Annotated in this window: 11 protein-coding genes; 5 read left to right on the top strand and 6 right to left on the bottom strand. The window is 60.9% G+C overall.

Annotated features, from left to right (window positions below):
• Positions 1–38 precede the first annotated feature (38 nt).
• Positions 39–773, top strand: coding sequence for a class I SAM-dependent methyltransferase (locus tag BM007_RS09180; protein WP_090418316.1), 735 nt, complete (start codon positions 39–41; stop codon positions 771–773).
• On the opposite strand, the gene BM007_RS09175 is transcribed toward BM007_RS09180, so the two are convergent.
• Positions 767–1,369, bottom strand: a complete 603-nt coding sequence (locus tag BM007_RS09175; RefSeq protein ID WP_061714584.1) for a short chain dehydrogenase — start codon at positions 1,367–1,369, stop codon at positions 767–769. The genes BM007_RS09180 and BM007_RS09175 overlap by 7 nt on opposite strands.
• A gap of 97 nt (positions 1,370–1,466) precedes the next feature.
• Between BM007_RS09175 and BM007_RS09170 the strand changes: the two genes are divergently transcribed.
• The 3 genes from BM007_RS09170 to BM007_RS09160 all read left to right on the top strand — a co-directional run bounded on the left by BM007_RS09170 (position 1,467) and on the right by BM007_RS09160 (position 4,160).
• Positions 1,467–2,354 carry a LysR family transcriptional regulator gene (locus tag BM007_RS09170; protein ID WP_090418313.1) on the top strand — a complete coding sequence of 296 codons (888 nt, stop codon included), beginning with the start codon at positions 1,467–1,469 and terminating at the stop codon, positions 2,352–2,354.
• Positions 2,355–2,374: 20 nt separating this feature from the next.
• On the top strand, positions 2,375–3,556 hold the full coding sequence (locus BM007_RS09165) for an aminotransferase-like domain-containing protein (protein ID WP_090418310.1): 1,182 nt from the start codon (positions 2,375–2,377) through the stop codon (positions 3,554–3,556).
• Between the two features lie 85 nt (positions 3,557–3,641).
• Complete coding sequence (locus tag BM007_RS09160) at positions 3,642–4,160, top strand: DUF6622 family protein (protein WP_048992716.1); 519 nt, start codon at positions 3,642–3,644, stop codon at positions 4,158–4,160.
• 2 nt (positions 4,161–4,162) lie between these two features.
• On the opposite strand, the gene BM007_RS09155 is transcribed toward BM007_RS09160, so the two are convergent.
• On the bottom strand, positions 4,163–4,582 hold the full coding sequence (locus BM007_RS09155) for a nuclear transport factor 2 family protein (protein ID WP_090418308.1): 420 nt from the start codon (positions 4,580–4,582) through the stop codon (positions 4,163–4,165).
• A gap of 97 nt (positions 4,583–4,679) precedes the next feature.
• Between BM007_RS09155 and BM007_RS09150 the strand changes: the two genes are divergently transcribed.
• Positions 4,680–5,465 (top strand): AraC family transcriptional regulator, encoded by a 786-nt coding sequence (locus tag BM007_RS09150; protein WP_090418305.1) that lies wholly within the window; start codon positions 4,680–4,682, stop codon positions 5,463–5,465.
• On the opposite strand, the gene BM007_RS09145 is transcribed toward BM007_RS09150, so the two are convergent.
• The 4 genes from BM007_RS09145 to BM007_RS09130 form a co-directional block, all read right to left on the bottom strand.
• Entirely contained in the window at positions 5,466–6,635 is a 1,170-nt protein-coding gene (locus tag BM007_RS09145; protein ID WP_086374946.1) for a beta-barrel domain-containing protein, read from the bottom strand.
• A gap of 10 nt (positions 6,636–6,645) precedes the next feature.
• On the bottom strand, positions 6,646–8,853 hold the full coding sequence (locus BM007_RS09140) for a type I secretion system permease/ATPase (protein WP_090418302.1): 2,208 nt from the start codon (positions 8,851–8,853) through the stop codon (positions 6,646–6,648).
• Positions 8,850–10,253 (bottom strand): TolC family outer membrane protein, encoded by a 1,404-nt coding sequence (locus tag BM007_RS09135; RefSeq protein ID WP_048992709.1) that lies wholly within the window; start codon positions 10,251–10,253, stop codon positions 8,850–8,852. The genes BM007_RS09140 and BM007_RS09135 overlap by 4 nt, the downstream gene beginning before the upstream one ends.
• A gap of 80 nt (positions 10,254–10,333) precedes the next feature.
• The gene (locus BM007_RS09130) at positions 10,334–20,434 is read right to left on the bottom strand and encodes a BapA/Bap/LapF family large adhesin (RefSeq protein ID WP_090418299.1); all 10,101 of its coding nucleotides are present in this window, start codon (positions 20,432–20,434) and stop codon (positions 10,334–10,336) included.
• Between the last annotated feature and the right edge of the window lie 603 nt (positions 20,435–21,037).

Genomic DNA, 21,037 nt, shown 5'->3' with positions numbered 1-21,037 from the left:
TTTATACTGGGAGTCACATTCTTAAAGAGGGATCTGCCATGGCACAAAACATCTACGACAACCCGGCGTTTTTTGAAGGCTACGCCCAGCTTCCGCGTTCGGTGCAGGGTCTGGACGGCGCGCCGGAGTGGCCTGCACTAAAAAGCATGCTACCGGATTTAACCGGTAAATCGGTTGTCGATCTCGGCTGCGGCTACGGCTGGTTCTGCCGTGCCGCGCGCGAGCTGGGCGCTGCTGACGTCACGGGGGTCGATATCTCAGAAAAGATGCTCGCCCGCGCGGCTGAACTGACTGACGATGCACGGATTCACTATCAGCGTAGCGATCTGGAATCACTTAAGCTCAACGAGAACAGCCTCGATCTGGTCTACAGCTCGCTGGCGCTGCACTACCTGTCGGAGCTGGATACCCTGTTTGCGAAGGTTCAGCGCGCGCTTAAGCCCGGCGGCTGCCTGGTCTTTTCGATGGAGCACCCCATTTACACCTGCGCCTCCCGTCAGGGCTGGCTGACCGACGATAACGGCGAGCGGTTCTGGGGCGTGAACCATTATCAGGACGAAGGCCAGCGCGTCAGCAACTGGCTGGCGGACGGGGTGATCAAATACCACCGCACGCTGGGCACCACGCTTAACGCGCTCATCAGGGCCGGATTAACGATAAGCAACGTCAACGAGTGGGGGCCAACGCAGGCGCAGATTGACGCCTGGCCCGCGCTGGCCGAAGAGGCGGAGCGCCCGATGTTGGTGCTGATCGCCGCCCGTAAGGATCAGTAGCCGACCTTGTATACGCGCCCGGTCTGCACGCCTTCCACGCTGCGACGATAGGCTTGCGCCACCGTGGCGGCAGGCACGCTTTCGAAGCCCGGGAAGAAGCCATCGTACGTGTCGACCGATTCGGTGAGCACCGTCGGGCTAATCAGGTTGATGCGGATCCCGCGCGGCAGTTCGCAGGCTGCCGCGCGAACAAACCCTTCCAGCGCGGCATTCACCGTGGTGGCGTTCACGCCCTGCGCAATCGGCTCGTGCGCCACGATCCCACTTATCAACGTAATCGAGCCGCCTTCATTCAGGTAGTGCTGGCCGGTCAGCGCCAGGCGCACCTGCCCCAGCAACTTATCCTGCAGCCCCTGGTTAAAGTCGCTGTCTTTCATGGTCGAGAGTGGGCCGAAATAGAGGCCACCGCTGGCGGACACAATCGCATCCACCTGGCCGATTTTCTCGAACAGCGCCTGAACGCTCGCCTGCGAGGTGATATCCACCTGCTCGTCGCCCTGCGTGCGACCGACGCGGATGACCTCGTGGCGACGACTCAGCTCTTCCGTTACCGCACGACCGACCGTACCGCTGGCACCAATAATGACGATTTTCATAGCTGCCTCCTTCTGTTGTGAGCCTTTATTCTTTAATAAATAAAAATGCAGATAAACTGGGCTAAAGTTAGAAGATTGCTAACCAGGGGTTTGGAATATGGATAAGCTTCGCAGCATGGAGACGTTTATTGCGGTGGTGGAAAGCGGCAGCTTTACCGGTGCGGCGGCACGGCTGGAGATGTCGGCGGTGATGGTGGGCAAGTACGTTGCGCTGCTGGAATCACAGCTTGGTACCCGCCTGCTGGAGCGTAACACGCGCCGTCAGAGCCTGACGGATGCCGGACGCGTCTATTTCGACGAGGCGAAGCGGGTGCTGGAGCAGGTCTCCATTGCTGAGAATGCAGTCGAGCGGCTCCGTGCTGCACCTGCCGGAACGTTGCGCGTCACGGCACCCACGTCGTTTGGCGGCTGCGTGATTGCCCCGCTGACGGCCACCTTTTTGCAGCGCTACCCGGAGGTACGCATCGAGCTGGATCTCACCAATCGGATGGTCGATCTGGTGGAGGAGGGCGTCGATCTGGCCATTCGCATTGGTGACGTTCGCAACGACGATCTGGTGGCGAAATACCTGTGCCCCTACAACATGGTGATCTGCGCCGCACCGGACTATTTAGCGCGACACGGCACGCCGCAAACGCCAGACGATCTGGTGAATCATCTCTGTCTTTCGCACACGGTGTGGACGGCACGCAACGAGTGGCGGCTGCCGGGCGTGGAAGGGGAGGTGCGCTGGAAGCGCGATGCCGTATTACGGTGTAACGACGGCTACGGCTTACGCATGGCGGCGCGGGCCGGGGCGGGGCTGTTGCTGCAACCGGAAGTGCTGGTGGCGGAAGAGCTGGCAAGCGGCAGGCTGGTGCGCGTGCTTGAGCCGTTCACGCCCGCGCCAAGGTCGGTGCATTTATTGTGGCGTCAGGATTTACGTCAACTGCCTAAGCTTACGGAATTTATCGCCCATATTCTGCTAAGATTGGGCACAATATAAAAAAAGAAGGTAATCAAAGAATGTCTGCAAACAAACTCGCCAGCAGCGCGCAAGGCCTGCAATCATCTGCCATCCGTGAATTATTAAAACATAGCAAAATGGCAGGGGTGATATCGCTGGGCGGGGGGATTCCTAATCCCGATCTGTTCGATCACGAAGGGCTTAAAATTGCTGCCGATGCCGTCTTATCTCAGCATTTTAGCGAGGCGTTCCAGTACGGCCTGACGGAAGGCGTACCGGGACTGCGCGAGGAAATTAAACGCATCTGCGAGGGGCGCGGTATCGCCTGTAAGGCCGATGATGTCGTTATTACTTCCGGCTCGCAGCAATCTCTTGACGTGCTGGCGCGTGCGTTAATCAACCCGGGTGACACCGTTGTGGTTGAGCGTCCAACCTATCTCGCCGCGCTGCAGGTCTTCGGCCTGGCGCAGGCGAATTTTGAATCCGTTGGCACCGACGGCGACGGCATGAAGGTGGATGAGCTTGAAGCGCTGGCGGCAAAGAAAGCCATCAAAGCGGTCTATATTGTTCCGACGTTTGGCAACCCTGGCGGGGTAACCCTTTCTGAAGCGCGCCGTAAGCAGCTGGTGGAATTATCAAAGCGCTATGACTTCGTGATTATTGAAGACGATCCGTACAGCGAAATTAATTATACCGATGAAGTCTTCCGCCCGTTAATCGCCCATGCCAAAGATATCGGCAATGAAGAGAACGTGGTGTATACCTCAACCTTCTCTAAAATTCTCGCGCCGGGGACTCGCGTAGGCTGGGTGCTGGTACCGGAATGGCTGAAGCGCGCGGTAGTGAACCTTAAGCAAACCACCGATCTGCACACCAGCACGCTGTCGCAGCTGATGACGTATGAATACCTGAAAACCGGTCGTCTGGCCGATCAGATTAAAATGATCCGTGAAGCCTATCGCCAGAAATACCAGACGTTCGCAACCGAGCTGGAAACCGAGCTGGGCGACGTGATGTCGTTCCACAAGCCGAAGGGCGGCATGTTCCTGTGGGCGAAGATGAATAATGGTAGTAACACCACCCGCTGGCTTGAAAAAACGTTAAGCAACGGCGTAGTATTTGTTCCTGGCGAGTTTTTCTACTGCAATGAGCCAGACCCAACGACGCTGCGCATGTCATTTGTGACGCCAACGGATGAAGATCTGAAAGAGGCGGTTCAACGCCTGAAAAAATCGCTCTAAAAGAGCTGCGCATAATGGCTTTCCTGCCGTTATGCGCAATACGCGTTCAGGGCGGCACGGGCCGCTATCGTTCATGGTGAGTTCCATGTTTGAATTTCTGATCGGTGTCGTTACCCACACGCCCGTCTGGGTGTGGGTGCTGTTTATCTTCCTCATCTCTCGCGGCATTAAAGCCCGCAGGCCCGCTACCGTTACGCTGGAGAGGCTTGCCATCATTCCCGCTATCTTTCTTCTCTGGGATATCTACGATCTGGTGGTCTACCGCACGTTAACCCCCGGGACTGTCGCATTGTGGACGGCGGGGATCCTCGCCGGGGCCGCGCTGGGGTATTTCCTGATTAAGCAGGCGGTTATCACCCGCGCAGAGGCGCCGCGCACCCTTTTCCGCCAGGCAGACTACACCGCGCTGCCGTTTATGATGCTGGCGTTCGGGGTCAAGTATGTGCTGGGCGTGATGAGCGCTGTCTCTCCCCAGACGATGCAGCAGCCCGCCATGAGCGCGCTGGCGATCGTCTCCGGCGGCGTGTTTGCCGGCGTGTTTATCGGGAAATTTGCGCGCTATATTGGAGTGTATAACAGTGCCGCACCGCGCCCGGCGGAGTGACGTTATTCTGTCGCGTGTGCCAGCGTGCGGTCTGCAGCATCGCCGCTGAGTGCTCGCGTGACTTCATGGATCCGCCAGATTTTCCCTTCACGCAGCGCGGCAAACAGGTAAACCTCGATCTCTGCCTGACGACCATCAGGATATGTGACCGTCACGATATGCCGGTCAGCCAGAAGTTCGTCATGACAGGCTATCTCCGCCACGCTAAAGGCGATCGCGCGGATCTGCGAGCGGACGTGGCTCAGGTGCTGAATAAAACCCCGGTAGTCAAGGGCGTGACCGTCCGTAAACTGCTGGTAATCGGGCGTAAATACCTCTTCAGGACCGATATCGCCGTTGAACAAGCGGGTTAACAGGCACGCCATTTTTTCGCGCTGCGCGGCGTTGTCGGTGTCGGCTATCAGGGACGTGATAATGCTCATGCGGGCTCCTTATGTGATTGAGTCCCCATTATCCTTGACAGCCGAAGACGTAGTTTCTGTAATGCGTCGATGAATAACGATTTTCGGTCAAAATGAGATGGTCAGTTTTGAAACGCTCCGTCATCCCGGCGGGTATCGAACGCCGTTGCATAGTCATCGCACCGGCCAGCTGTGGCGCATTGCAACGGGTCTGTTGGTCATTGAGACGCAGCAGGCGCGCTCGGTCGTACCGGCAAAACACATCGGCTGGATCCCGCCAGGTCAGCAGCACGCCGCTTTTTCTGAAAGTGAGATAGAAGGCTGCGCTATCTATCTTGAACCCGCCAGCTGTGCAGGGCTTCCCGATACGCCCGCGCTGTTCGAGCCCGACGATCTGACCCATGCTCTGTTTAGCCGTTTATGTGGTGCAGAGAGTGAGTACGATCCGCGAAAGCTGACTTTGCTGCTGGATGAGCTTGCCCTGACGCCCCAGGCTCACTTTTCTCTTCCCGTGCCGACGGATCCGCGTCTGAAGAACGTGGTCAGCCATTTGCTGCAGTTTGTCGATGATAACCAGACGGTCGAGAGTCATGCTATTCATGCTGGGATGAGCGTACGTACGTTCAACCGTCGGTTTAGTGCCCAGACCGGAATGAACTTTGTTAACTGGCGGCAGCTGGCGCGCGTCATGCAGGCAATGGAGTGGCTGGCGGCGGGGAAGCCGGTAGGGTGGATTGCGCTGTCCTGCGGCTACAGCAGCGTCAGCGCATTTATTGAGGTTTTCAGAGCATGGACCGGTAAAACACCGGGGCAGTGGGCGATGTTGCGGTCTGATGCCCTCCCCACGTCCCGCTCAGCTATACAATGTAGGCCGGGTAAGGCGAAGCCGCCACCCGGCGATTGACTACCGCTCCCTCAGCGCCTCTTTCGCCCGGTTGAACGGCTTAATCAGATAATCCAGCACCGTTTTCTCGCCGGTCTTAATGTCTACCGTGGCAATCATCCCCGGCACAATCGAGAAATGCCTGCCCGCCTTATTGACCAGGTAATCCTGGCTGGTGCGGATAAACACACGGTAGTAAAACACCTCCGGCTTGGCCTCGTCCTGAATGGTGTCCGGGGAAATGGTCTCGACCACGCCGTGCAGCCCGCCGTAAATGGCGTAGTCGTAGGCGGTGATTTTGACCAGCGCTTCCTGGTTCGGGTGGATAAAAGCGATATCACGCGGCGAGAGGCGGGTTTCGATCAGCAGGTGATCGTCCACCGGCACTATCTCCATCAGCTCGCCGTTGGGCGGGATCACCCCGCCGATGGTGGTGACCTTGATGTTTTTGACGATCCCGCGCACCGGCGATTTCACCGTCAGACGGGTGACGGAATCCTGACGGCCTTTCAGGATCGCCGAGACCATATCCACCTCCGCGTTGGCCTTGGAGAGCGCCTCGCGCGCCTGGACGTAATACTGCGAACGCACGTCGGTGAGCTTCAGCTCCAGATCGCTTTTCTGCCGCTGCAGGCGCAGCACCTCCACGTGGCTGGCGGCCCCGGTTTTCACCAGCCGCTGGGTAATGGCCAGCTCTTTGTTAGCCAGATCTAACGCGGCGCGAAGCTCCCGCTGGGTATCCTCCAGCTGCGCGCGGCGCGAGTTGTACAGCCGGGTTTCGTCGGCAATCAGATCCGGCCATTTCGCCAGCGACGGCGGGAATTTCAGCGGCAGATCGTTTACCTCGGCGTACAGGCGGGCGCTGGAGGCCAGCGAGGCGCGGTAGCGCGCCGCGCTTTCGCCGACGTTTGACTCGGAACGGGTCGGATCAAGCCGCGCCAGCACCTGCCCGGCTTGCACCTGATCGCCCTCGTGGACGTTCAGCTCGGTGAGGATCCCGCCGTCGAGAGACTGTAAGACCTGCTCGCGCGAGCTGGGGATCACTTTCCCCGATCCGGTTGACACCTCATCCAGCACGCCAAACCACGCCCAGACGCCCAGCACCACAAACATCAGCAGCGAGAAGATCACGATCCGACGCGCGCCGGTGTAGCCGCTTTCAGAGTCGAGGGCGTTATCCAGATCGTCCATTGCCGCCACGTCACGCTGACTGATTTTCATTTTTCCACTCCCGTCCGGTTGCTGCCTGTTGCTGCTGTTGCTGTTGCTGCTGCATACGGCTGTTGCTCAGCGCCTGGGCTTTTGGCGCGTCCATCACCAGCATGCCCTCTTTCAACACGACCACGCGCTCCACCAGCTCCAGCACCGGTACGCGATGGGTGGCGACGATCAGGGTGCGGTGCCCGAGCCAGTCGCCCAGGCGCTGGATGAATTCCCGCTCGGTATGCTCGTCCAGCGAGGCGGTGGGTTCATCCATCAGCACGATATTCGGATCGCGCAGCAGCATCCGCGCCAGCAGAATCGACTGACGCTGCCCGCCGGAGAGTCCCACGCCGTTTTCCATGATCGGGTAGTCCAGCCCCTTGGGCAGCTTCTGCACGAAGCCCGCCGCGCCGGTCAGCTCCAGCGCCTCGAAGATCTCTTCGTCGGTGGCGCGCGGCATGCCGAGGGTGATGTTCTCGCGCAGGGTGCCGTAAAACAGCCGCGCGTTCTGGGTCATAAAGCCGACGTTGCGCCGCACGTCCGCCACGTCGAGATGCGGCAGGCTGAAGCCGTCGAGCCGCAGCTCGCCCGCCGCCAGATCCATCCCGCCCGCCATCGCCTGCAGCAGGGTCGATTTGCCCGCGCCGTTGCGCCCGAGGATCGCCACTTTCTCACCCGGCACGATCTCCAGGCGGTTAATGCGCAGCGCCATGCGCGGATCGTCCGGCTGATAGCGGAACTGCGCCTGCTCGAAGAGATAGTGTCCGCGCAGCACGTCCTGGCGGATCGGCGTCTCCTCGCGCTGGTTTTCGGTGGGGAGCTGCATGATGCTGTCCAGCCCCTCTTTTGCCGCTTTAACCTGCTGCCAGCGGGCCAGCACGCCGCACAGCGTCGCCATCGGGGCGATCATGCGGGAGGCCAGCATCGACGCAGCGACCACCGAGCCGGTGGTCAGGGTACCGTCGATCACCATCGGCGCGCCGACCACAATCACGGCGGCGTAAACCAGGCTCTGGATGGTCATCCCCCAGCTGATCAGGTTCTGCGTCAGCTCGCGGGTGCGCAGGCCGGATTCCGCGGTGATCTGGATATAGCTGTTCCACTGCTGCAAAAAGCGGTTTTCCGCCTGCATCAGCTTGATGTCCTCCAGCCCCTGCACGCTCTCCACCAGCACCGCATTGCGCAGGGTTGATTCATGGGCCGACTGCTTTGCCAGCTCCGCCAGCTTTTTCTGCAGCAGCAGGCCGGGCAGGACCATGATCACCGCCGCGACCGGGGCGATCCACGCCAGCTGTGGGGCGATGATCGCCAGCACCACCACGAACAGTAAAAAGAAGGGCAGGTCGACAATCGTCGAGATGGTGGACGAGGTGACCATCTCGCGGATCTGCTCCAGCTCGCGCAGCTGTGAGATAAAGCTCCCGGTGGATCGGGGAATCGCGCTGTTGCGCAGCCGCAGCGCGTGGCCGAAGACGCGATCCGAAACGCGCATATCCGAGCGCTTGCCGAGCAGATCCATAATGTGGCCGCGCGCCACGCGCAGCACGAAGCCAAACAGGGTGGCGATCAGCACCCCGATGGTCAGGACGTACAGCGTCGGGTAGGACTGGGCGGGGATCACCCGGTCATAGACCTGCATGGAAAAGACGATCCCGGAAAGCGACAGCACGTTGATAAACAGCGCGGCGAGCATCACCCAGCTGTAGGGGCGGAGATCGCGCATCACCAGGCGGTAGAGCCAGTCCGGTCGGTATTTTGAGATATAGGCGTCCACGCGGCTGTCCTTCAGCGCGGCGAGTGGACGCAGGGCAATAACGTGGCGGATAGCGGGCAGCATCGCCGTCATCGACAGCCGGTTGGTGTAGGTCTCATCGCCGAAAAAGCTGACTTCCAGCGTGTCATCGCCGTCGAAGTGCTCGATCGCACCGACCCGGCCGTCATTCAGCGCCACCACCACCGGCAGACGCCAGCTGTTGATCGACTGCTGGTCAGCGGTGAGCAGTTGAAACGACAACCCCGCCTCACGCGCCAGCTGGGTGAGGGCGGGTACCATCGGTTTGCCTTTCAGCCACGGTGCGCCTGCGATCAGCGCGCCGGGCGAGCAGGCGACGCGGTAGCGCGTGGCGATAAAGCCAAAGGCCTGCGCCCACTGCGCCAGCGCCTCATCCGTCATGTTTTCACCTTGCGGGATATCACGCTGCTTCATGGCTGGATCTCCACGGTCTGGATGGTGCGGTTATCAAGATCGAACGCATGACGCAGCTGCCCGGTGTTATACAGGCAGTTGAGCTGCAGCTGGTGCAGCTGACCGAGGGTCTGCTGCTGGGTGAAGCGCGCCTGATAGACCTCCTGTTCGGCGTTGAGCACGTCGAGCAGCGGGCGCGAGCCGAGGTCAAGATATTGCTGCTGGTACAGCTCACGGGTGCGGGCGCTGAGGGCTTCCTGGCGGCCCTGGATTTGCAGCGTGCTTTGCAGGCTCATCACCTGGCTACGGGCTTCCAGCAGTTTCTGGCGGACATCCAGGCGCGTGCGCTGAATGGTGGACTGCGCCGCCTCCACCGCGTGTCCGGCAGCGTTACGCCGGGCGGTGAGGCCGCCGCCCTGATAGAGCGGCATCTGCACTTTCACCCATGCGGAATACTGGGTGCGATCCCGCGTTTCGCTGCCCGCGTAGCGATCGTTCATGTAGTGACGCACCTCCGGCTCCAGTGAGACGGTTGGCGTCATCTGCGCATCGGCGTAGTCGAGGTTAGCCTGGGCGACGTTAGCCTGCGCCCAGGCAGCGAGAACGGCGGGAACCAGACGGTCGTCCGGCTCGGCGACATCGCAGCTGCGGGCCAGCTTTTGCGGAAAGTCATTGCTGATCGCGTTCAGGCTGTTCCAGCCGAGAAAGCTCATCAGCGTGGCGCGGGCGCTGTCCAGGCTGGCCTGGTACTGCATCAGCTGGGCGCGAGCGCCTTCGATACGCGCATCGGTCTGCACCACGTCAGAGAGCGACGTGGCGCCCTCGTCGTTACGCTGGCGGGTCAGCGTGCCGATGGAAGAGAGGGCTTCAAGCTGCTCTTTGGCGGTGTCGACCATCTGCTGCCAGGTTTGCACCTGTACCATGGCAACGGCGGTATCGTGGGCGATGGTGTCGATACTCACCAGCACGTTGGCCTGCTGCTGGGCAACGCCAGCACTTTCGGCGCGCACCTGGCTGGCCACTTTGCCAAAGTCGTAGAGCATTTGTGAGAGAGAAAGCACCAGCGACGGCGTAAAGCCGTTCTGATCGCCGTCGTGGGAATAACCGTTGTCCACGCCGGCATTAATCTGCGGATAGTATTTTGATTTCGCGACGTCCACCTCTTCGCTCTGCTGGTAGAGTTTGCCCACGGCTTCGCTGATGGCCGGGTGCCAGGTAACGGCGCGGTTGACGGCCTCGCCAAGCTGCAATGAACCTGGAGCGGCGTTGCCTGCTACCGGGGCCACGCGCCCGTTGAGTGAGGGGAGTTCCTGCGTTTCGCGAAGCTGTCCGGTATTGATGGTTGCCGCCGGATTTGCGCAGAAAGCGGGCACAGATATCAGGCAGCACGAGAGCCACCAGTAAGGCATCTTCATTCCCATGTCATGTCCCTAATAAAATAAGTAAAGCTTTATTGTTATGCCCGGGCGCTGTGCGCCCGGGTCATCTCTTGCAGGTGCTATCAGGTAATGATGTGTTGCTGGTTAACAAGCTCGTCGTAGGTGGTCTGAACGTTATCAAGCGTAACGAGCGTGGTATTAGTGTAGGTGGACCCCGCACCATCACGGTCGATGGAGATCACAGTGTTGCTACCGCTTTGTGTGACATGGATATAATTCCCCAGCGAGGCGGTATTACCGTCCCAGCCCACCAGCAGATCGCCAATGTCGATCTTGTCTCCCTGCGCCAGCGAGAACCCGGTCCAGTGATCGCCTCCGGCGCTGCTGGTGTTACCCGCCGTGGCATTCCCCACCGTACTGTTCAGCACCTGGTAAATCAGCGTATCGCCGTAGGCCGTACCGGTGATGGCGTCGTTATGCTCCGAGCTGATGAACTGCGGCGCCATATTGATGGTTAGCGTGGCGCTGTCCGTGTTGCCGTTGGCATCGGTCAGGGTGTAGTTGAAGGTCTCCTTCGAGGTCATGGTTGAGAGCGATACCCCGCTGTTGAGGGTATAGGTGTAATGACCGTCTGCGCCGATCGCCAGGATGCCGTAATGGCCGGTGATGTTCACCGTTGCGCTGCCGGTATACGGATCCAGCGTGGTGGTCACGCCGTTGTAACCGGTCACGCTCAGACGGGTATCCACCGAGTGGAGCTGATCCAGCACGCCGCCAGAGTCGGTACCGTCAAAGATGTTGCCGTTGACGGTGTGGCTGCCTGTGACGTCAAAATCACTCAGCGAGTAGGTGGTGCCGTTCACGCTTGGCGTGATGGTGATGGTCCCCACGCTGAGCCCCGGGACGCTGCCGGTAAAGTTCAGCGTATAGGTCCCGGCGTTGAGATCCAGCCCGGTCAACGGAACGTCGATACTGCCGCCCAGCAGCGAGCCGCCGCTGAAGGAGCCGCTGCGGATGACGCCCGAGCCGTCGCTGATGGACCAGTTCACCGTCAGTCCGCCCAGCGCCAGCCCCGAGGTCACGCTAAAGTGCAGCGACGCGTTGTGCAGCGCGGTGTTTGGGTCGACCACGAAGGTTCCGCTTCCGCTGCCCTGGGTTGATGAGAACAGGGCCGTCGTCCAGCTGGCGACGCCCACGGTGGTATCCGAGTAGACCGACGTGTGATGCACCGAGGTGAGGTCCATCGTGGCGCTGACATCGTTGACCGCATTCATTGCCTGCGCGGTTGGAGTGATGTTGAGCGATGCCGTATCCTTCGAGCCGTCAAGCGCGGTAACGGTGTAAACGAAGGTATCCGGCGTGCTGATATGGTCCGCCCCCACGCCGCTTCTCAGGGTATAGGTGTACTGACCGGACGCATTGATGGTCAGCGTGCCGTATTCCCCCTGAATGGTGGTGGTGCCGCTGCTGTTGACCGCCACGCCGTTCACTTCCGTAACCAGCGTGCCCGCTGGAACCGGGTCATTCGCCAGCACGTCGCCCGTGGTGGTTTCGCTGATGCTTGCCACGCTGTAGACATGATCCTGCAGGACGCTCAGCGTGTAGCCCGTCAGGACGGCGATCCCCGATGCGGTATTGAGTAAGAACAGGTACTCCCCGGCAGGCAGATTTAGCGTCAGCTGCGGTGACGTGCCCCCCAGCAGCGGGGCGCGCAGCCAGCCCGACTCGACGCGAACCTGCTCGAAGGTCTGGGTCGCGTTGTTGAACTTATAGACGTACAGATCGAATACCGACGCCAGCGCCACGCCGCCCACGGAGGCCTGGATGGTCATGGTGCGGGTCGTGCCTTCCTCCACGTTGTAAATAATCGGGTTGGTCATGTCGTCCAGCAGGTTAAGCCCCAGCGTGTTGCCGAGATTAATGCCCACCAGGGTAAAACCGTTCTGAGACGAGGCGCCGTTATTAACTTCGTGCACGCTGGTGTCGAAGGTCAGGGCGTTGGTGTCGTCAACGGCGACAATACCGTTGACTACCGTACCGGCACCCAAGGACAGCACCAGCTGTGCCGACGCGCTGACGCCGTTATGGGTGATGGTGTAGGTGAAGCTCTCCGTGCGGCCAATGACCGCGGCGCTGGTGTCGGTCAGGCTGTAGGTGTAGCTGCCGTCGCGGTTAATGGTCAGCGTACCGTACTGGCCCTGAATCACCGTGCCGTCGGCGTTCACGCTGGTGGTGGCGCCCTGGGCGTTAGTGACCGCGGAGATAGTGGTCCCTGCTGGCGCGTTGTCGCTGCCGGCGGTTGGATCCGTATCGAGGATCACGTTGCCGTTGAGGCTGGTTTCACCGGTGACCGTACCCGGACCGGTCTCTTTCACCGCCACGTCGAGGCTGGTGTAGGAGCCGGTCGCCAGCAGGTTGGTGTTGTAGCTGAGCACGCGATAGTTGCCGTCAGCCAGCCCGGTCAGGTTCAGTGAGACGCCGGTTGCACCGAGGGTCAGCAGATCGGCAAACTGCGGCTGGCCGGTATCCACCACGGTGGTCCAGGCGCCGTTGACGTAATGCTGAACCACCAGCTCCAGGGTATTGAGCAGAGAGAGCACCGCCCCCGTGGCGTTGGCGTTCACCACGATATCCGCGCTGCCGCCGCTGCCCACCGTGAAGTTCACCTGGGCGGTATCGTTGCCCAGCAGCGTCAGGACGTTGCCGACGGCGCCGACCAGCAGGAAGCCGTAATCGCTGTACTGGCTGTTGGTCACGGTTGCCGTGGTGCTGAGGTTCAGCTCTTCGACGTTATTGCTGGCGGAGAGCGGCACCACCGGCGCAAGGGCAGAGCCCGGCAGCGAGGTGTTGCCAGCGGCGTCGGTGGCGGTGATCTGCAGCGTCTGGCCTTCGGTCTGTTTGTTAATGAAGGTGTAGCTGTAGGTGCCGTTGCTGCCCGCAGTGGCGGTCACCGTCGAGCCGTCCGCAAGGCGGATAGCGACGGTGCTGCCTGCTTCCGCAGTCCCGGACAGGACGCTACCGTCAGCGTTGAAGGTCCCGGTCGGTGCCGTTGGCGCGATCGTATCGACGATAATCGTCGTCACGGCGGACGCCACGCTGGTGTTGCCCGCCGCATCGGTGGCCGTGGCGGTGAAGTTATGCGTGCCTTCCGCCAGCGCGGTGGTAGTTTGCGGCAGGGTCCAGTTGCCGCTGCCATCGGCGGTCACCGTACCCACCAGCGTGATGCCATCGTAGATCCGCACCGTGGCATTCGCTTCGGCTGTCCCGCTCAGCGTTGGGCGCGTGTCGTTGGTCGGATTCGTACCGGTCACCGGCCCGGTGACGCTGCCGACATCATCAATGACCGAACTGATGACCGGCGCGGCTGGCGGGAGGGTATCGACGTTAATCACATACCCGGCGGTGGGCGCGCTGGCGTTGCCTACCGCATCGGTAGCGGTAAAGGTTAAATTGTGCGCGCCGTTGCTCAGCGCCGGAGATGGCGTAAAGCTCCACGCCCCACCGGTCGCCGTCACGCTGCCGATTTGCACGCCGTTATCAAAGATTTTCACCGTGGAACCCGCTTCTGCCGTGCCGCTGAGCGTTGGCTGCGCGTCGTTGGTGATCCCGCCGTTGGCAATCGGCGTCGCCGCATTGCCCACGTCATCCACGATACTGGTCAGCACCGGCAGCGCAGGCGGCGTGGTGTCGACAGTGAGGCTGAAGCTGCTGGAGGACACGCTGGTGTTGCCTGCCGCATCCGTGGCCTGCGCGGTAAAGCTGTGCGGACCACTCGCCAGCGTGGTGGTGAGCAAGATACTCCAGTTCCCGCCGCTATCCGCGGTGCCCGTTCCGACAAGCGTGGTTCCCTCATAGATCTTCACGGTGGCAAACGGTTCACTGGTCCCGACAAGGCGCGGTACGGTGTCGTCGGTTGTCTGCCCGGACGTGAGCGGGCCGGTGAGGATGCCCACGTCGTCTATCGCCTGGCTGATAACCGGCGCGTTCGGTGCCGCGGTATCAATAATCAGGGTAAAGTCCGGCGAGGTCGGGCTGACGTTGCCCGCTGCATCGGTGACCGTGGCGGTCCAGGTATGGCTGCCGCTGGCCAGCGGCGCTGACGGCGTAAAGCTCCATGCCCCGGTACCGTCCGCCTGAACGGTGCCGACCGGCTGCCCGTTTTCATAAACGGTGACCGTGGCGTTGGCGGTCGCGGTGCCGTTCAGCGTCGGCGTGGTATCGTCGGTGCTCTGCCCGGAAGAGAGCGGGGTTTGAATGCTGCCCGCGTTGTCACCCGCGGTCGAAATGACCGGCGCCGACGGTACGCCCGTATCCACCGTCAGGTTAAACGGCGTCGTCGTGCTGCCGGTATTGCCTGCCACGTCGGTGGCGTTGAAGGTGATTGCGTGCGGCCCGTCGCCCAGATCGGTGCCCGGGGTGAAGGTCCAGTTGCCCTGGGCATTCACCACCGCCGTGCCAATTTCGCTGCCATCAACGATCACGTGCACTGTGGCACCCACGTCGCCCGTGCCGTTGAAGGTCGGACGCGCGTCGTTGGTCGTGTTGCCCGACGTGAGCGTCCCGGTGACGGGCGCGACATCGTCAATTACGCTGGTCACCACCGGTACGCCAGGGGCTGCGGTATCAACGGTAAAGGCAAAGACCGATGAGTTCGCCGAGGCGTTGCCTGCCGCATCCGTTGCATAGACGCGAAGGGCGTAGCTGCCGTCGCCCAGCGGCGCGGTCGGCGTAAAGGACCAGTTGCCGCCTCCGTCAACGGTTGCAGTACCAATCTGCGTGCCGTTATTCATGATGTGAATAGTGCTGCCCGCCTGCCCGGTACCGCTGATGGTTGGGGTGCTGTCGTTGGTCACCTGGCCGCTGGTGAGGTTGCCCGTGACGCCGCCAGGGACGTTGTCGTTTACCGTATCCAGCGTCGGAACCGTCGGTGCCGTCAGGTCAACCACCACGCTCCAGGGGGCTGAGACCGCGCTGACGTTGCCCTGCGGATCGGTCGCCCGAACGGTGAAGCTGTGCGAGCCTTCGCCGAGCGCGGTGTCAGGGGTAAACGTCCAGATACCTGTGTTGTCAGCCGTGACCACAGCAATCTGCGTGCCGCCGTCGAAAATGGTGACCACGCTGTTTGCGTCCGCTGTCCCTGTAAGGGTTGGCGTGGCGTCATTCGTTTCGCTGCCGCTGACCACCGTGGTGGCAGCGTTACCGACATTGTCCGTAACGTTGGTGATGACCGGCGTGGCGGAAACGGAGTCCACCACGACGGTGAAGCCTGCAGAAGGACCGCTCTGATTCCCCGCCGGGTCTGTCTCGCGGATGGTCAGGACGTTATTCCCCTCTGCCAGAGGGGGCGTGGTGTAGCTCCAGGTGCCGGTATTGCCGATCACCACGCTGTCCAGCAGCACGCCGTTGTTGTAGATGGAGATGGTATCGCCCACCGCGCCGGTGCCGGTGAGGGTCGGCTGGTTGTCGTTGGTGGTCTGCCCGCTGGTCAGCGGACCGGTGCCTGGGCCGACGTCGTCAATTACGGCGCCGATTGTCGGCGTGCCCGGTGCGGTGAGGTCAACGGTAACGCTGGCCGCCGGAGAGCGGCCGCTGGTCAGGTTATTGAGGGTCGCGGTCACCTCAAAGGTGTGTAGCCCCTCGCCAAGCGCGGCTGGCGTATAGCTCCAGTTGCCGCTGCCGTCGGCAGTGACTGTCGTCAATGGCGTCGCGCTACCGTCCAGGTAGATAGCGATCTGGCTCCCCGCCTGAGCCGTACCGGTGAGGGTCGGGGTGGTGTCGTTGGTGGTTTTGTCTTTCACATCGCCCGTGATTGGGGCGACGTCATCGTTGATCGCCGTGATGACGGGCACCTGCGGCAGGTCGAGCGGTGAATCGGTAACGATAAAGGACGCGCCAGGGCTGGCATTTCCTGCGGCATCGGTAGCGCTTACGATCAGCGTGGTCGGATCCAGCTGCGCCGGGCTCAGCGCAATGGAGAAGCTGCCGTCGCTTGCGACAACGCCGGTACCAATGACGGTCCCACCGCTGTCTTTCACGGTAACGGTGGTTCCCGCTTCGGCATTACCGGTCAACGGGGTCCCCTCCTGTGCCAGGGACATGTTGGTCGGGTCGGCAGGTGCGGCGGTGTCCACCGTCACGCTCAGCGGCGTAGAGTTTCCGGAGGCGTTACCCGCAGGGTCGGTAGCAGAGACGGTGAAGGTGTGCGGGCCATCCAACAGCGTTGTGCCTGCCGTCCAGCTCCAGCTGCCGTCCGGCTGTATCGTGACCGGCACGCCCGACGGGGTACCGTCGATGGAGACGATAACGGTGGTGCCGGGTTCGCTGGTTCCGGTGAGGGTCGGCGTGCCGTCGCGGGTGTAGAGCACGTTGTTGGTGAGCTGGCTGTCTGAAACGGCATTAATTTGCGGAATCTCAGGCGCAGCGGTATCGAGCGTGACGGTAAAGACCGCACTCGGCGCGCTGACGTTGCCCGCCGCATCCACGCCCGCAACGGTAATGTTCAGCGGGCCGTCCGTTTGCACTGGAAGCGTCAGGCTCCATTCTCCGTTAGCGACCACGACACGGCCCAGTTCGACGCCGTTGTTGTAGACGATCACTGTCTCACCGTTAACGCCGGTTCCGCCCACTGTCGGCGTGGTATCCGTGATGTAGCCCCCGTTAGGCTCGCCGCCCACGGCGCCAATCACTGGCGTATCCGGCGCCACGGTATCTACGGTGATCGTAATCGCTGGCGACGGGTCAGAGACGTTGCCTGCCTCATCGGTGGCGGTGGCGGTATAGACGTGGCTGCCCTCCGCAATGTCGCTGCCAGGGCGCCAGCTCCAGTTGCCGTTGCTGTCTACCGTGACGGTGCCAACGATAGTCGGCGTGCCGCCGTTGACCGTGTCAGTGATGTTGATAACGTCGTTCGGCGTACCGGTGCCGCTCAGCACCGGGCGCGGATCGTTGGTGGTGCCGCCATCGGGAACGGGGCCGGTGATCTGGGTGACGCTGTCGGTGACGATCGGTGCCGCAGGGGGAGCCGGCGGGTCGGTGTCAATGGTGATGGTGACCGGCTGCGACGGGGCGCTTTCGTTGCCCGTGCCGTCCACGTTGGTGACGGTCAGGGTGATGTCATAGGTGCCGCCGGCCAGGGGGGATGGCGGCGTCCAGGACCAGTTGCCAGCACTGTCCACGACAGCGTCGCCGATTTTGACGCCGTTGCCGTAGATCGTCACGGTATCGCCCGCCGTGCCGGTACCGCTCAGGGTCGGCGTGGTGTCGCGGGTGATTTCTCCCGGGTTCAGCGGCGTTTGCGTTGTGCCGCCGTCAGGATTGACGGTAATTGCCGGGATATCCGGCGTGGCAGGTGCGACGGTATCCACCGTCAATACAAACGGGCTGGAGATAGTGGTATTGCCGGCGGCATCCGTGGCGTGAACCGTCAGGGAATGCGGGCCGTCGGTGAGCGGGGTGACCGGCGTAAAGCTCCAGCCGCCGCTGCCGTCGAGGGAAGCGGTGCCGAGCAGGGTTGTGCCGTCATAGACGGTGATCACCGCATCCGCCGGAGCGGAGCCCTGCAGCAGCGGCTGGGTGTCGTCGGTGGTATCGCCGCTGGTGAGCGGGCCCTGAACGCCGCCGACGTCATCGGTCACGGTGGCAATGGTGGCAGCCGTTGGCGGTGTGGTATCGACGGTCAGGGTGAAGCCGCTTGACGGCTGGCTGGTGTTGCCCGCCGCATCGGTGGCGACAACGGTAAAGGTATGAGGCCCCTCCCCAAGCGGCACGGTGGGGGTATAGGTCCACACGCCGTTGTTGTCGACCGGGGCCGTGCCAAGAACGGTGCCATCCAGGCGGATGGTGACCGTCGAGCCTGGTTCAGCCGTGCCGTTGAGCGTCGGCGTGGTGTCGTTGGTGCTGTCGTTGGGGTTGAGCGCGCCGAGGCGCTCCGGCACATCATCCAGCACCTGGGTAATAACCGGGGCAGCAGGCGCGACGCTGTCAATTGTCAGCGTCCAGGTGTTGGAGACGCCGCTGGTGTTACCTGCCGCGTCGGTCGAGACGGCGGTCAGGGCGTGCGGACCCTCACCGATTGGCGAGGACGGCGTAAAGGTCCATGCGCCGAGACCATCGGCAACGGTTGTGCCAATTTCAACACCGTCCACGCGCAGGCTGATCGTCGCGTTTGCTTCGGCGGTACCGCTGAGCGTCGGGGTGGCGTCGTTGGTCGTGGCATTTGGGCCGAGTAAGCCAACAATTCCACCGGGCACATCGTCCACGACTTGTGAAATCACCGGGGCGTCAGGTGCCGTCCCGTCGACGTTAATTGTCCATGCGGTTGATATTCCGCTCTGGTTACCGGCGGCATCCGTCGCCGTTGCCGTCAGCACGTACGTGCCATCGGTCAGCGGTGTGGGCGGCGTAAAGCTCCACTGGCCAGAGGAGGGAACAACCACCGTACCGAGGACATCGCTACCGTTGGAGATCGTGATGGTCGAGCCAGCTTCACCCGTTCCGTTAACGGTTGGCGCCCGGTCGTTTGTAAGCCCGTTAGGGCCCACGGGGCCTGTGGTGGCCTGCACGTCATCAATCACAGATATGATAACCGGTGTCTGCGGCGGGGTAATATCCGGTGCCGCCGCGGAGGTGGTTGGACTGGTGTTGCCTGCCGTGTCGGTGGCGTCAGCGGTCAGGATTTCGCCGTTGAGCTTCGGCGGGGTCAGCGTCAGGCTGAAGTTACCCTGGCTATCGGCAACAACTGGATTGCCAACGAGTGCGCCGCCTTCACGGATAGTCACGGTGCTGCCCGGCTCTGCAATGCCGCTGATGGTGCCGCCATCATTCGAAACGACGAGGTTTCCAGGGGCTGACGGCGGGGTAGTATCCACAGTAAAGGTGACAGGTGCTGATGCCGTACTCTGGTTTCCGGCCGCATCGGTTTCAGTGACGGTTATGGAGTGTGTCCCGTCCGGCAGCGGAGCGTTTGGCGTAACGCTCCAGGTACCGTTGGGCTGCACCGTCGTTGTGCCAATCGCCACGCCGTTATCATAAATGGTGATGGTTCCTCCTGGCTCGCCCGTTCCCGCCAGGAGCGGCAGTGAAGCATCCGTAGGCGCGCCCGACGTAATGGTCCCCCTGATAAGACCTGTATCGTCGGTCAGCACAATCGCGGTCGGGGCGTCCGGCGGAGTAAGATCCACCGTAAGAGTAAACACCGGTGAGGCTGGCCCGGTGTTGCCGGCGGCGTCGGTTGCCTTCACGGTAATCTGGTGAGTGCTTTCACTCAGGTCAACTGACGGAGTAAAGGTCCAGGTGCCGTTGCTGGCGACGATTGCCGTACCAATAGCGACTCCGCCGTCATAAATCGTCACGGTCGAGCCCGCCTCGCCGGTGCCGGTAAGCTGTGGGCGCTGATCGTTGGTGCTGCCGCCGTTGGACACCGTCCCCGTCTGCGGGGCAATATCGTCGATTACACTGCCAATCGTTGGCGCATCGGGCGCGGTTATGTCCGGCGCGTTGAGCGTTGTGCCCGGGCTGGTATTCCCGGCGTTATCCGTCGCGGTGGCAGTCACCTGCTCGCCGTTGGTCAGCGGTGTTCCGAGGGAGACGGTAAAATTGCCGTCGCTGCCCGTTTTTCCGGTGCCAACGACATTGCCGTTCGCGTCTTTCAGCGTGATAGTGCTGCCGGGTTCGGCGGTACCGGTAACGGTCTTGCCATCTGAAGAGAACTTAATACCGGAAGGTGCATTCGGCGGCGTTGTGTCCGGATCGGCAGGATCGACGGGGGGGGTGGTACTATTGTTATTACCGCCATCTCCGCCACCGCCGCCGGTACTTGCCGCAGCCGCGATACCGCCTGCAGCGACAATGCCGCCGAGGGCCCATGGCCAGAAGGCGGCACCACCGGCATCACTTCCTGACGCCGCAAGCAGTACGTTCGTAGACGCGATAGATTCGTACGTGGCGGCCCCGGCTGGATCTTCAATCCACCATAACGCGCCGTTGCTGTCCTGCAGTACCAGCTGGCTCACGCCCTGCGCGTCCGTGACGTAGAAATTTTTTACAGTGATCACCTCGCCGGAGTGCAGCGTAACCAGCAGATCGTTACCACTTCGCGCGAAGTGGGAGACACTCGCTCGCTCGACGTGAAGCTCAACGATGGAGGAATGGCTCAGCGTGACCTGTGTGCCTTCCATTTTCGTTTCTACGCCAGTAAGTTTCGAGATAACAGAGATTTGGCTCATTTAGTTATTACTCCAGCAGATGTGTCATAAACGGCGAGCAAGACGAGCCATCTCTGCAGAAGGTAAAGGGCGCCCCCGGCGCAGTCGCTGTTATAACGCAGCACTGACCGTTTTTTTAGCGCGCACGATGCCCGCCAGGATTCAGAGTGGCAACATCAGAGCGAATCTAATTTTTTATGAAAGAGAACCGTTTTATTCGTGTTTTATGTTTTGTAAAACCCTGTAATTAATAGAGGAATTATTTTTGAGGATATAAAATTGATATAGACAGAAAACATGGGTTGTGCAAATTAAGCTTTCGCAAATAAGTGCGAAAACAAGGTGGAAGGCATTGGTATAGTGATGTCGTCAATAATTAGGTTGGTGCAATCCTTTGTTTTATATGACTTTAATTTTAGTGTGTAATGTTTTTTCTTAGCGTGGTTTACGCACTGCGATAATTGGTAGGGAATGTTTTGAATATAATGTAAAACGATATTCTTTAGGTTTGCTTAATGTTCATTTAAGTTAAGGTAACGTTTTTGATATAAAATATATTATGTCACTTGCACTATAAAATATATTCTTATGTGAGGTGAAAACTCTGCTATCACGCGAAATAAT

Source organism: Enterobacter sp. NFIX59, from assembly GCF_900113755.1.
In the GTDB taxonomy this organism is placed as follows: Bacteria; Pseudomonadota; Gammaproteobacteria; order Enterobacterales; family Enterobacteriaceae; genus Enterobacter; species Enterobacter pseudoroggenkampii.
Note: the sequence above shows the minus strand (reverse complement) of the source record. Positions and strands in the feature narration are given on the sequence as shown.